Raw genomic sequence first — 12801 nt, 5'->3', positions numbered from 1 at the left:
GTTCATTCTTGTTCCGAAGATTAGAACCTGTTCTCGCCGACTGTCAACACCTCAGCGCCGCGGCTTGCTGCCCCCGATCCGGACGGTGATCCGGTCGGCGGCGGCGACGAGCGCGGCCGCCCGCTCCGCGATCCCCCGTTCGTCGAGCTCGGCGCTCACATAGATGCTCGCGACCATCGCCTGCGCGCCGTCGCCGTCGAAGACCGGCGCCGAGATCACACTGACGTTCTGCGCCGCGCCACCGCCTTCCGACTCGCCCCGCAGGTGAACACGGTCGCCGATACCCGCGACCACCTCCCCGATCAGAGCCCGCAGCTCCGCGGGGATGTCGCCGGGTACGCCGGCCATGAGCCGGTACAGCTGCTGCCCCGCGGGGGTGAGCAGCTCGACGAGGTAGCCGTCGGCGCGGCAGGTCTCGATGACGCGGGCGAGCCGGTCGCCGTCGGCGCGGACGTGATCACGCGCGAGCCACCGCTCGAGCCGGCCGGTGCGGTCCCAGAGCACGTACATGAGCCCGATCGGCGGAGTGAACGGGTAGCTGTCGCCGACCTTGACCATCGCCGGGCGCCCCGGGTCGACGGCCACGTCGAGCACCGTCACCCGGTCGCCGACGACGCCCGACAGCGAGACCGGGTGCCCGAAGGCCTCCCACAGCCCGGCGAGCACGTCGCCGCCCGCGGGGTCGGCCCGCAACGAGGTGCGGGCGGCCCGCCCGAGGGGAATCAGCGCCGGCCCGAGACGGTAGGTCTTGTCCCGGTCGTCCCGGATCAGATATCCCGATTCGACCAGCGTGGCGGCGATCCCGAGGCAGGTCGGCTTGCTCAGGCCCACCCGCCGCGCGAGCTCCGAGATGCCGAACCGCTCCCGCTCGTGCCGCGAGAGGAAGTCGAGCACCGCCACCACGCGCTCGGTGGGCGGCGAGGTCCGCCCCGCCGCCACGGCCCGCTCCGCCGATTCCACCGAGTCCGTCATCGCCACTCCTTGACACTCGCCGACACCTGCGCCTACGGTCTGGAACAGGTTCTACCGCATTGGTCCACATTTGTACCACTATCGGAGGTGGGATGTACAGCGATCCGCTCGTCGCGGCGATCACCGAGGCCGAGGGCCTCGTCGCCGCGGCACCGCACATCGAGACCGAGGCCGACCTGCTGGAGGGGCTGCAGTACCTCGCGCAGGGCGTGGCGGCCTGCATGCACGGCGCCTTCCACTTCGACAAGGACCACCCGTTCCTGCTCAGCGGCACGGGGCCGTTCACGAAGATGGGCCTCGACAACCCGGACACGCTGTACTTCGGCGCGCGGGTCGACGGCGCGCACGAGTACGTGGTCACCGGCCGCCGCGGCACCCCGTGCGACGTCAGCTTCCAGGTGCTGGGCGGCGGCGAGTACACCGACGACAACGTGCCGGCCAGCACCGTCGCCTTCGACGACCGCGAGCTGACCGTCGACGCCGAAGGCCGGTTCGAGGTCCGCTTCGGCCCGGGCGAGCCCGTCCCCGGCTCCTACTACCGGCTCCCGGCCGGCAAGGCGCAGTTGGTGATCCGCGAGGTCTTCGACGACTGGTCGGCGGAGCGCAGCACCTTCGCCATCGCGCGCGCCGATACCGCGGGTACCGCCCCGCCCCCGATCACCCCCGAGCTCATGGCCAAGCGCTACGCCGCCGCGGGCAAGCAGCTGGTGAACCGCGTGAAGACCTGGCTGCAGTTCCCCAAGTGGTTCTACGACCCGCTCCCGGTGAACACACTGACGGCGCCGCGGCTCACGCCCGGCGGCCTCGCCACCCAGTTCTCCTCGGTCGGGCACTACGACCTCGCCGACGACCAGGCGCTGATCATCACGGTCCCCCGCGGCGACGCGCCGTACCTGGGCTTCCAACTCGGCAGCCTCTGGTACATCTCCCTCGACTACATCCACCACCAGACCTCGCTCAACGGGTCTCAGGCACAGGTCGACCCGGACGGCATGATCCGGATCGTGGTGTCGAACAACGATCCCGGCGTTACCAACTGGATCGAGACGCTCGGGCACCGTCGGGGCTACCTCCAGTTCCGCTGGCAGCGCACCGCTTCCCCGCTCACCGCCGCCGACGGCCCCACCGCACAGGTGGTCCCGCTCGCGGAGGTCGCGCAGCACCTCCCCCACCACGCGGCCAACCGCATCGAGGGCGCCGCGTGGCGCGCCCGCATCGCGGAGCGCGCGCGGCTCATCGGCGAAAGGATGGTCGGCTGATGGCCGGACTGGGACTGGACGGCAGGGTCGTCGTCATCGCGGGGGCGGGGCCGGCCCTCGGCGCCGTGCTCGCCCGACGGTTCGCGGACGAGGCCGCGCAGGTCGTGCTCGTCGCGCGGACAGCGGAACGCCTCGAAGCGATGGCCGCCGAGATCGACGGTGCCGTCGCGATCCCCGCCGACATCACCGACGAGGACTCGCTCGCCGCGCTGGCGACGCAGGTCCAGGAGCGCTTCGGCCGGGTCGACGCGGTGGTCAACAACGCGTTCACGTACCCGTCGATGCAGCGTCTGGTGAAGACCGATCCCGCGCACATCCTGCAGAGCGTCGACCTCATGGCGCTCGGCGCGCTGCGCACCGTGCTCGCCTTCCGCGAGGCCCTGGCCGCCGCGGACGGCGGCGGCGCCGTGGTCAACGTGAACTCGATGGTGGTCCGCCACTCCGACCTGCGCTACGGCGGCTACAAGGCCGGGAAGACGGCGCAGCTCGCGCTCGCGCAGTCGCTCGCCACCGAGCTCGGCCCCGAGGGCATCCGGATCAATTCCGTGGTGCCGGGCTGGATCTGGGGCGACACGCTCAAGGCCTACTTCGAGTACCGCGCCAGCACCAAGGGCGTCACGGTCGAGGAGGACTACGCCGACGCGGCGAAGAACTCCGACCTGCGGCGCCTGCCCACCGAGGACGAGGTGGCCTCGGCCGTCCTGTTCCTCGCCTCACCCCGTGCGTCCGGCATCACCGGCCAGACGCTCGACGTCAACTGCGGAGAGTTCCATGTCTGAGATCACCACCTCCGTCGGCACGGTCGACGATCTGCACGAGTCCGCGATGCGCCGCACCGGGCTGAGCGACTTCGGCGCCCCGTCGGACGGCTATCGCGAGGCCCTGCAGGTCCTACTGGACTCCTACCGCGACGAGGCGGCGCTCACCGAGCTCGGCTCGAAGCTCTCGCGCGTCTTCCTCCGGGGCGCGCTGTCCGCGCGCCTCATCAGCGAGGCGGCGTTCGCGGCGAACCCCGGCCACGCCGACGTCGCCGTCGAGCGGCCGATGTTCGTCACCGGCCTCCCCCGCTCCGGCACGACGGCCCTGCACCGCCTGCTCGACGCGGACCCCGGCAATCAGGGCCTGCAGATGTGGCTGGCGGAGGTCCCGCAGCCGCGGCCCCCGCGCGCGACCTGGGCGGAGAACCCCGTCTACAAGCTCCTCGACGAGCAGTACGCACAGCACCACACCGAGCACCCCGAATTCATGGGGCTGCACTACATGTCGGCGTCGGAGGTCGAGGAGTGCTGGCAGCTGCTGCGCCAGTCCGTGCACTCCGTCTCCTACGAGTGCCTCGCCCACGTGCCATCGTATGCGGCCTGGCTGGCGGAGCAGGACTGGACGCCCGCGTACCGCCGGCACAAGCGGAACCTGCAGCTGATCGGGATGAACGACCCCGGCAAGCGGTGGGTGCTCAAGAACCCGAGCCACCTGTTCGCGCTGGACGCGGTCCTCGAGGTGTACCCCGACGCGCTGATCGTGCAGTGCCACCGCCCGGCCGAGACGATCATCGCCTCCGTCTGCTCGCTGGCGCAGCACGCGACCGAGGGCTGGTCGACGGCCTTCACCGGCGCGACCATCGGCGCCGACCAGCTCGACACCTGGGCGCGCGGGCTCGACGCCTTCGACGAGGCCCGCGCCCGGCACACCGCCGCCGGCCGCGGCGATCAATTCGTGGACGTGGACTACCGCGACCTGGTCGCCGACCCGCTCGGCACCGTCGGGAACATCTACGACGGGTTCGGGCTGGGGCTGACCGACGATGCGCGGCAGGCGATGTCGGCGATGCACGACGCCAGCCGCTCCGGCGCCCGCCGCCCCAACCACACCTACTCCCTCGAAGACTACGGGCTCACGGAGGATGCGGTCCGCGCGCGCTTCGCCCGCTGACGCAATTGAACGACGTTTTGGAGAGCGAACCCGCAGGTCGGACTCTCCAATACGTCGTTCAATTCAGGCGTTGTGTCAGTGCGCGGCGGCCACCTTCGCGTCCGGGGCGGGCGGGGCCTCGGTGCCGTGGTCGTCGACCATCGTCGCCTCGTCGAACGGGTCCTGCTTGTCGAGCACACGCTGGGTCTGCGCCAGGTCGACGGTGGACGTCCACTTGCCGATCAGCAGCGTGGCGATCGCATTGCCGGAGAAGTTGGTGAGCGCGCGGGCCTCCGACATGAACCGGTCGATGCCGACGATGACGCTGACGCCGCCGAGCAGCTCCGGGCGGTGGCTCTGCAGGCCGCCGGCCAGGGTCGCGAGGCCGGCGCCGGTGACGCCGGCGGCGCCCTTCGAGGCGATCATCATGAACAGCAGCAGCGAGAACTGCTCCGCGTAGCTCAGCGGCGAGCCCATCGCGTCGGCGATGAACAGCGAGGCCATGGTCAGGTAGATCGCGGTGCCGTCGAGGTTGAACGAGTAGCCGGTGGGCACCACGATGCCGACGGTGGTCTTCTCGACGCCCGCGTGCTCCATCTTGGCGATGAGCCGGGGCAGGGCCGACTCGCTCGACGACGTCGCGACGATGAGCAGGTACTCGCGGCCCAGGTAGCGGGCGAGCTTGAACACCGAGAGGCCCGTCACGAGGCGCAGCAGCGTCCCGAGCACCACGAAGACGAACAGCGCGCAGGTGATGTAGAAGGCGAGCATCAGCCAGCCGAGCTGGATGACGGCGTCGAAGCCCGTCGCCCCGACCACGGCCGCCATCGCCCCGAAGGCGCCCACGGGAGCGAGCCACAGCACCATCACGAGCACGCGGAAGACCAGCTTCTGCAGCACGCCGATCGCGCGCACCACTGGCTCGCCCGCGGGGCCCATGGCCTGCAGCGCGAAGCCCACCAGAAGCGCCACGAAGAGCGCCTGCAGCACGCTGCCGGCGGTGAGCGCCGAGAACAGCGTCTCGGGCACGATGCCCTGGATGAAGCCCCAGGTGCCGCCGGCGGCGTGCGCCTGGTCCGCGTACTTCGCGCCGACGGCCGGGTCGGCGTGGATGCCGAGGCCGGTGCCCGGCTTGAGCAGATTGCCGACGACGATGCCGATGCCGAGCGCGAAGGTCGACATGCCGATGAAGTAGCCGAGCGCGAGGCCGCCGATCTTGCCGACGCTGGCCGCGGCCCGCACGGAACCGATGCCGAGCACGATGGTGCAGAAGATCACCGGGCTGATCATCATCTTGATCAGGCTGACGAAGAGGTCGCCGAGGGGTTTGAGCCCCTTGCCGAACTCGGGGGCCACCAGGCCCACGATCACGCCGGCCACCACGGCGATGATCACCGCGATGTAGAGCCAGTGCGTCCGGTCGCGTTTTCCTTGAGCCGCCACGGCGTCCTCCTTGATCGATGGGCCTGAATCGGCCTGAATCGATACTGCGAGAAGTGTGACTTGCAGCACAGCTTGTGTTCATTGTGTAAACGTCTTCATCGTGAGGAACAGAACCCGCAGCGTCGCCGCCCAGTCCTTCCTGGCGCAGGTGGCGATCCTGCTGACGATCGCCGCGGGCGCGTCGTGGCTGGTCGTGACCCAGGCGCGGGACGACGGTGACCGCACCGCCCGGGCCCAGACCCGGGCCGCCGCGGTCGCGCTCGCGGCCTCCCCGTCGACGGTGGCGGCGCTCGCCGCACCCGATGGGGCGGCGATGATGCAACCCGTGGCGGAGAACGTCGGGGCGCTCGGCGGCCTCGATTTCGTCGTGGTGATGCGGCCCGACCGCACGCGCCTGAGCCACGCCGATCCCGAGCTGATCGGCGGGAAGTTCACCGGCACCATCGACCGGGCGCTCGCGGGCGAGACCTTCACGGAGACCTACGCGGGCAGCCTCGGCCCGTCGATCCGCACCGTCACGCCCGTCCACGACGCCTCCGGCGCGCTGGTCGGACTGGTCTCCGCCGGGGTGACCCGGGCCCGGCTCGGGGACCAGGTGCGCGACGCGCTGCCCCGCATCCTCGCGGTCGTCGTTGGCGCGCTGTTCGTGTTGGTCGCGCTCTCCGCGGTCGCGCAGCGGCGGCTGCGCCGCCAGACCCTCGGCCTCTCCGCGCACGACCTGCGCGGCCTGTACGAGCACCACGACGCGGTGCTGCACACGCTCTCCGAGGGCCTGCTCGTCTTCGACGCCGACGCGCCCGACGGCCCCGCGCGGGTGGTCAACGACGAGGCGCGCCGCCTCCTCGAGCTGCCGGACGGCGACGTCGGGCAGGCCGACCTGCCGGCGTCGCTGCGCGGCGCCGCCGACCTCGACGACGAGCTGCACGTGACCGGCAACCGCGTGCTCCTGGTGAATCGCCGACCCGTCACCGGCCCGACCGGCCCGATCGGCACCGTCCTCACGGTCCGCGACCGCACCGAACTGCAAACGGTCCTCGGCGAACTCGACACGGCCCGCTCCCTCGCCGACGCGCTGAGCGCCCAGGCGCACGAGCACGCCAACCGGCTGCACTCCGTGGTGACCATGATCGAGCTCGGCGAGGACGAGGCGGCGGCGGACCTGGCCGTGGCCGATCGGTCCGCCTCCCAGGAGCTCATCGACCGGCTCGCGGGCGATCCGGCCCCGTCGGCGGTCGCGCTGCTCGTGGCGAAGACGGCCGCGGCGTCGGCGCTCGACGTCGAGCTCACCGTGGCGGAGGGCACCGACCTCGCCCGCGCGCCGCTCCCCGACGCGCAGCTGCTCACCCTCCTCGGCAACCTCGTGGACAACGCGGTCGACGCCGCCGGACCGGGTGGCTGGGTGGAACTCTCGGCGGCGAGCCCCGGCGGTGCGTGGGAGCTGCGGGTCGCCGACAGCGGCCCCGGCATGTCCGCCGACGAGTTCGCCCTCGCCCGGACACGCGGCTACTCGACCAAGGACCGCAGCGGCCGCCTGCACGGCGGCGGGCTCGGCCTCGCCCTGGTCGATCAGGTGGTGCGGCAGGCGGGTGGCACGATCGAGGCGGAGCGCGCGCCGTCGACGGTGACGGTGCGCCTACCGGAGGGAGAGCGATGACGATCCGAGTGCTGGTGGTCGACGACGAGCCTCAGATCGCCCGCGCGCACGCCGAATACGTCCGGCGCATGGACGGTTTCGAGGTCGCCGGGGTCGCCGGCACGGCCGCCGCCGCACTCGGCGAGGTCCGACGGTCCGCCGTCGCCGGCCCGCCCGTGGACCTGGTCCTCGCCGACGTGGGGCTTCCCGATCGCAGCGGCCTCGACCTCGCGGCGGACCTCGCCTCCGTCCGGCCGCGGCCCGACGTCATGGTGATCACCTCGGCCCGTGACATGGAGACCGTGCGCGGCGCGATGGCGAGCGGCGCGATTCTGTACCTCATCAAGCCCTTCACCTTCGCCGCCTTCGCGGACCGGCTGCGCCGCTACCTGTCTTTCCGCGACGCACTGGGCGGCGGCGACGTGGGCCAGCGGGAGGTGGACGCCGCCTTCGCCGCGCTGCGCGAGGCGCCCGCGGCGACGACGGCCCCGAAGGGGCTGGCACCGTCGACCCTGGAGGCCGTGACGGGCGCGCTGCGCCACGCCGACGAACCGCTCGGCGCCGCCGACGTGGCCGCCCGCACGGGGATGTCGCGCGTGACCGCCTGGCGCTACCTCGAGCGCCTCGCGGACGACCGGTTGTGCGAGCGGGTCACGGAGTACGGCGGCCGCGGACGCCCCGAGGTGCGCTACCGCTGGCTGTGATCAGCGGATCGTGACGCCGTGCAGGTCGATGTACTTGTAGAGGTTCCAGTCCAGGCCCTTGACCCGTGCGGGTGAGACGTAGGTGGCGGGCGAGACCACGAGGTCGATGACGAACTGCTGATCGAGCAGGTAGTCCGTGTACTCCCGCAGCACCGCCGGCCGGCTCGGCCCCTCCTCCGCCAGCCGCGCGACGAGGCCCGTGTACTCGGGCGCGGAGAACCCCGACAGGTTGCCCTTCGGCTTGAAGGGGGCGGCGCCGCTCGCCAGGGTCAGCGGGTCGGACTGGCCGAAGCCGTGCGGGCCCACCCACAATTCGTGCTTCCCGGACTTGAGGAAGGGCGAGAAGGCGGCCTGCTCCCGGGGATCCAGGTCGACGGTGACCCCGACCTCCGCCAGGTCGTTCTGCACGATCGCCGCGATCGCCGGTGCCGCGGCCAATCCGGTCGGGTAGCTCAGGGCCAGGCGTCGGGGACCGCCGGCCGCAGCGAGCAGCACGCGGGCCCGCTCATGATCCTTCCGGTAGTGGGACGCGGCCGCACCGTCGTACCCGGGCGAGCTCGCGGCCCACGGCGCCGAGCTCGGCAGGGCCGCGCCCGCGAACACCTCCGCGGCGATCCGGTCCCGGTCGACGGCGTACGAGATCGCCTGCCGCACCTGCTTGTCCGCCAGGGCGGGCGCGGCGACGTTGGCGCCCACGTAGTACGCGGCGTCGTGGACGTCACCGGTCGTGATCCGGTACAGTGACTGGTCCCGGAACTGCCGCAGCGCCCGCGGCGCGGCGTCGAGAACGAGATCGGACTGTCCCGCCCGGATCGACGTGAGGAGCGCACCGGCGTCGCGGACCACGCGCAGCGTCACGCCGTCGAGGCGAGCGGGCCCTCGCCAGTACCCGTCGAAGCGGCGGAAGCGGGCGCTCGCCGCCACCTCGCGGCCGTCGAACCGGAACGGCCCGGTGCCCACCAAGCTCGTCCCCGCACGCAGCTCCGCGGCCGATTCGGAATCGACGAGCAGCATGAACTCCAGCAGGTCGAAGACGTTCGGCACGGGGGCGGCGAACCGCAGGACGGCGGTGAACGGATCCGGGGTGTCGACCGCAGTCACCGCTTTCGCCGCCGACTGCAATTGGGAACCCGCGGCGTCGGATGCGTAGACCGACACGGCGTACGCGACGTCCTTCGACGTGAGCGGGCGACCGGTGTGGAAGCGGACGTCGTCCCGCAGGCGCAGGGTCAGGCTCCGGCCGTCGGGTGCGGCGTTCCATGACCGGGCCACCGCGGGGCGGGGTGTGCGCGTGCTCCGGTCGTACCGGATCAGGGTGTCCCACACCAGGAGGCCGATCGCCATCGTCGTGACCGACTGGCTGTAGATCGACTTCGGGTCGATGTCGGCCAACGAGCCGAGCACCAGTGTGCCGCCGGCGTCGCCGGGCGCGGCGTTCGCGTCCCGCGCCTGCTGGACGGCGGACGTGCACCCCGACAGCGCGCCCGCCGCGCCGATCCCCAACGCCCCCAGCAGAACCGATCGCCGCGTGACGCCGTTCATCGCCGCTCCTCCCGCCGCGCCCGTTGGACCTCCGGGTCGGGCACCGGCACCGCGGCCACGAGTTGCTGCGCGTACTCCGATCGAGGCGCCGCCAGCAGGGACCTCGCCGGTCCCTCCTCGACGACGCGGCCGTGTCGCAGCACCACCGCCCGATCCGCGACCTCGCCCACCACGGCGAGATCATGGGTGATGAACACCGCGGCGAAACCGAACTCCGCGTGCAGTTCCCGGAACAGGTCCAGGACGCCCGCCTGCACGGACACGTCCAGTGCACTGGTCGGCTCGTCCGCCACTACGAGGTCGGGCGAACCCGCCAGGGCGCGCGCGAGGGCCATGCGCTGCCGCTGACCTCCGCTCAGTTCGGCGGGTCGCCGACGCAGCACGTCCGCCGGGAGCCGGACGGCGTCGATCAGGTCGGCGGCGCGTTCCCGCAGGATCCGGTTGTCGCGCTGACCGGCGATGTGCAGCGGCTCCACCACGATCCGGCCGACGTCCCAGCGCGGGTCGAGCGCGGCGTACGGGTCCTGATGGACGAGCCCGAGTTTCGTCGCGCGCACGTCGACGAGGCCCGCATCGGCGCCCTGAAGGCCGACGAGGACGCGCCCCAGCGTCGTCTTCCCCGAGCCCGATTCGCCGACGAGCCCCACCACTTCACCGCGACCCACCGTGAGATCGACGCCGTCGAGCGCGGGCGCACCGTCGAACACCACGCGAAGTCCCTCGACACGCACGACCGGCTCCGGCGACGGGGCTTCCCGCGCGGGCCCGGACGCGGTGGGGAGACGCGGGACGGCGGCGAGCAACTCCCGGGTGTACGCGGCCCGCGGGTGCGCGAAGATCTCGTCGACCGGCGCGGCCTCGACGGTCTCGCCCGCGCGGACGACGGTCACGGCGTCGGCGAGGTCGGCGACGACTCCCAGGTTGTGCGAGATGAGCAGGACCGCAAGGCCCTTCCGGTCGCGCAGGTCGCGGAGCAGCGCAAGGATCTGCGCCTGGACGGTGACGTCGAGCGCGGTCGTCGGCTCGTCGGCGATGAGGAGCGCGGGCTCGGCGGCGAGGGCGAGGGCGATGACCACGCGCTGCTTCTGCCCGCCGGAGAGCTGGTGCGGGTACCAGTCAGCGCGGACTTCCGGATCGGGGATGCCGACGTCGGTGAGCAATTCGATCGCCCGGCGCCGACCGTCGGCGCGCCCCACCCGCCTATGGGCGCGCAGGACCTGGAGGATCTGCCGCCAGATCCGCTGCGACGGATTGAGTGCCGACTGCGGTTCCTGGAAGACCAGTGCCGCGCGCGTCCCACGCAGTGGTCGCAGTTCGCGCTCGCTGCGCCCGATCACCTGCTCCCCACTGAGCTCGATGCTGCCCGTGGCGGAGAGCCCCGCGGGCAGGAGGCCGAGGATCGCGAGGCCCGTGAGCGTCTTGCCTGAACCGGACTCGCCGACCAGGGCCGTGACGGAGGCCGCCGAGACGGTCAGGTCGAGGCCGTCGACGAGTACCCGACCGTCGGGGCCGGTGACCGTGAGACCGGAGATGGTCAGCGGCGCGGTCATCGGCGGGCCCCCGCGAATCCTCGGGCGATGAGCAACAGGGCGAGAGAGAGGGCGACGATCGCGACCAGCGGCCCCCAGGCGTACGCGGCGTTGGCGTCCCAGTTGTTCACCGCTCCCGCCAGCACCGAACCCAGGGACGGCGTCGGCGGGCGCACCCCGACCCCCACGAAGCTCAGCCCGGACTCGACGAAGACGCCGAGGGAGAGGGCGAGCGCCACCTGGACTGCGAGCGGCTCGAGCGCGTTGGGCAGCACGTGTTTGGCGAGGACGGTGCCCGGCGACGCGCCGGCGACCCGGGCCGCCTCGACGTAGGCGGTTCCCCGCAGACGCAGGATCTCGGCGCGGGTCAGCCGGAGGAAGACCGGTGCCTCGGCGACGGCGATCGCGAGCACGACGGTGACGATGCCCGGGCCCCGCAGCGCAGTGAGCAGGATCGCGAGGATCAGCGCGGGGAAGGCCAGGACGACGTCGGAGGCGCGGGCGAGGACGGTGTCGATCGCCCGATGGGCGGTGCTCGCGACGCCCAGCCCGACGCCGATCAGCGCGGCGATCGGAACCGCGGTGAAGATCACGAGCAGACTGGTCCGGATCCCGTACAGCACGCGACTGAGGACGTCCCGGTTCAGATCGTCGGTGCCCAGCGGGTGGCCGGCTCCGGGAGGCAGCAGGTTCGCTCCGGGGATCTGCCGGAGGGGATCCTCGGGCGCCAGCAGCGGTGCGGCGACGCCGAGAAGCCCGAGGAGAAGGAGCAGTGCGGCCCCGGCGAGCAGGGTGCGCGAGCGCGTCATGCCGGCCTCCGGGTGGGGTCGAGGAGGCGGTACGCGGCGTCGGTGAGCAGCGCGATGACGACGAACACGGTGACCGCGAGCAGAAGCACCGCCTGCACCACCGGATAGTCGCGCGCCGCGATGCCCTGCCCGAGGAGTTGCCCCAGACCGGGCCACGCGAAGATCGCCTCGACCAACACCGCCGAACCGAGCAGCTGGCCGGCCTGGATGCCGAACACCGTGACCACCGAGGGCAGCGCGTTGCGGGCCGCTCCCCGCACCAGGATCCGGCCCGCCGGGACGCCCGCGGCGCGCGCGGTCAGCACGTAGGGCCGTGCCCACTCGGTGCGGAGCGCCTCGGAGAAGAACCGGGTGAGGGTCGAGGCCACCGGGATCGCGAGGCAGACGGCGGGCAGCAGCAGGTACTGGAGCGTGATCCCCACGTCGTCGGTGTAGCCGCGCGGCGGCGTGCCGCCCGCGGGCAGCACCGGCCATACGACGGCGAAGAACTCGACGAGGAGGACGCCGGTCACGAAGGGCGGTACCGCGATCCCGATCACCTCGAACCCGGCGATCGCCGACCGCACCCACGTCCTGCGCGAGGCGACGGCGACGAACGACAGCGCTGCGGCGGCCACGACCGCGATCACCAGGGCCGTGAGCCCCAGGGCAGCGGTGTTGCGCAGGCCGTCGGCGAGGAGCGCGTCGATCCTGCCCCCGATGACGTAGGACCGACCGAGGTCACCCGTGAGCGCCCCGCCGAGCCACTGCAGGTACTGCACGACCAGCGGCCGGTCGAGGCCCAGCTCGTGGCGGAGCGCCTCCAGGGTCGCCGGCGACGCGTCCGCACCGGCGAGTGCCACCGCGGGATCACCCGGAACCGCGTGCAGCACCGAGAAAATGACGATGGACGCCAACAGCAGGGTCAGTACCCCGATACCGACACGCCGCACCACCGCCACCCATCCCACCGCTCCAGTGAACACCGGAGCCGTGTCGGGCGCGAGCGTTCGAGTCGAGCTG

The 12801-nt window shown here is 72.2% G+C and carries 11 protein-coding genes; 5 read left to right on the top strand and 6 right to left on the bottom strand.

Translation table 11 applies throughout. The annotated features are described in order from the left end of the window. Positions 1–51: 51 nt before the first annotated feature. Positions 52–972, bottom strand: coding sequence for an IclR family transcriptional regulator (locus tag ACLQ3K_RS08850; protein ID WP_425998622.1), 921 nt, complete (start codon positions 970–972; stop codon positions 52–54). Positions 973–1064: 92 nt separating this feature from the next. On the opposite strand from ACLQ3K_RS08850, the gene ACLQ3K_RS08845 reads away from it, so the two are divergent. From ACLQ3K_RS08845 to ACLQ3K_RS08835, 3 genes are read left to right on the top strand one after another with little or no spacing between them, the layout of a single operon-like run. Further along, a complete protein-coding gene (locus ACLQ3K_RS08845; RefSeq protein WP_425998620.1) occupies positions 1065–2231 on the top strand; it encodes a hypothetical protein in 1167 nt (388 codons plus the stop codon). Next, positions 2231–3010, top strand: coding sequence for an SDR family oxidoreductase (locus tag ACLQ3K_RS08840; RefSeq protein ID WP_425998618.1), 780 nt, complete (start codon positions 2231–2233; stop codon positions 3008–3010). Before ACLQ3K_RS08845 ends, ACLQ3K_RS08840 begins: the two co-directional genes overlap by 1 nt. Further along, on the top strand, positions 3003–4160 hold the full coding sequence (locus ACLQ3K_RS08835) for a sulfotransferase family protein (RefSeq protein WP_425998616.1): 1158 nt from the start codon (positions 3003–3005) through the stop codon (positions 4158–4160). Before ACLQ3K_RS08840 ends, ACLQ3K_RS08835 begins: the two co-directional genes overlap by 8 nt. A 75-nt stretch (positions 4161–4235) precedes the next feature. On the opposite strand, the gene ACLQ3K_RS08830 is transcribed toward ACLQ3K_RS08835, so the two are convergent. Next, a complete protein-coding gene (locus tag ACLQ3K_RS08830) occupies positions 4236–5582 on the bottom strand; it encodes a cation:dicarboxylate symporter family transporter (RefSeq protein ID WP_224649203.1) in 1347 nt (448 codons plus the stop codon). Between the two features lie 100 nt (positions 5583–5682). Between ACLQ3K_RS08830 and ACLQ3K_RS08825 the strand changes: the two genes are divergently transcribed. Beyond that, positions 5683–7236, top strand: coding sequence for an ATP-binding protein (locus ACLQ3K_RS08825; protein ID WP_425998614.1), 1554 nt, complete (start codon positions 5683–5685; stop codon positions 7234–7236). Then, positions 7233–7919 carry a response regulator gene (locus ACLQ3K_RS08820; RefSeq protein WP_224649208.1) on the top strand — a complete coding sequence of 229 codons (687 nt, stop codon included), beginning with the start codon at positions 7233–7235 and terminating at the stop codon, positions 7917–7919. The genes ACLQ3K_RS08825 and ACLQ3K_RS08820 overlap by 4 nt, the downstream gene beginning before the upstream one ends. Here ACLQ3K_RS08820 and ACLQ3K_RS08815 read toward each other — a convergent pair whose 3' ends face one another. The 4 genes from ACLQ3K_RS08815 to ACLQ3K_RS08800 are packed head-to-tail and all read right to left on the bottom strand — an operon-like array spanning position 7920 to position 12749. Continuing rightward, positions 7920–9461 (bottom strand): ABC transporter substrate-binding protein, encoded by a 1542-nt coding sequence (locus tag ACLQ3K_RS08815; protein WP_425998611.1) that lies wholly within the window; start codon positions 9459–9461, stop codon positions 7920–7922. It lies immediately after the preceding gene. After that, positions 9458–11011 carry an ATP-binding cassette domain-containing protein gene (locus ACLQ3K_RS08810; protein WP_425998609.1) on the bottom strand — a complete coding sequence of 518 codons (1554 nt, stop codon included), beginning with the start codon at positions 11009–11011 and terminating at the stop codon, positions 9458–9460. Before ACLQ3K_RS08810 ends, ACLQ3K_RS08815 begins: the two co-directional genes overlap by 4 nt. Then, positions 11008–11799, bottom strand: coding sequence for an ABC transporter permease (locus tag ACLQ3K_RS08805; RefSeq protein ID WP_425998607.1), 792 nt, complete (start codon positions 11797–11799; stop codon positions 11008–11010). The genes ACLQ3K_RS08810 and ACLQ3K_RS08805 overlap by 4 nt, the downstream gene beginning before the upstream one ends. After that, the gene (locus ACLQ3K_RS08800; RefSeq protein WP_425998605.1) at positions 11796–12749 is read right to left on the bottom strand and encodes an ABC transporter permease; all 954 of its coding nucleotides are present in this window, start codon (positions 12747–12749) and stop codon (positions 11796–11798) included. The genes ACLQ3K_RS08805 and ACLQ3K_RS08800 overlap by 4 nt, the downstream gene beginning before the upstream one ends. Positions 12750–12801 lie beyond the last annotated feature (52 nt).

This window comes from Tsukamurella sp. DT100, from assembly GCF_049844855.1.
Classification (GTDB): Bacteria; Actinomycetota; Actinomycetes; order Mycobacteriales; family Mycobacteriaceae; genus Tsukamurella.
This window is presented reverse-complemented; position numbering and strand designations above follow the sequence as displayed.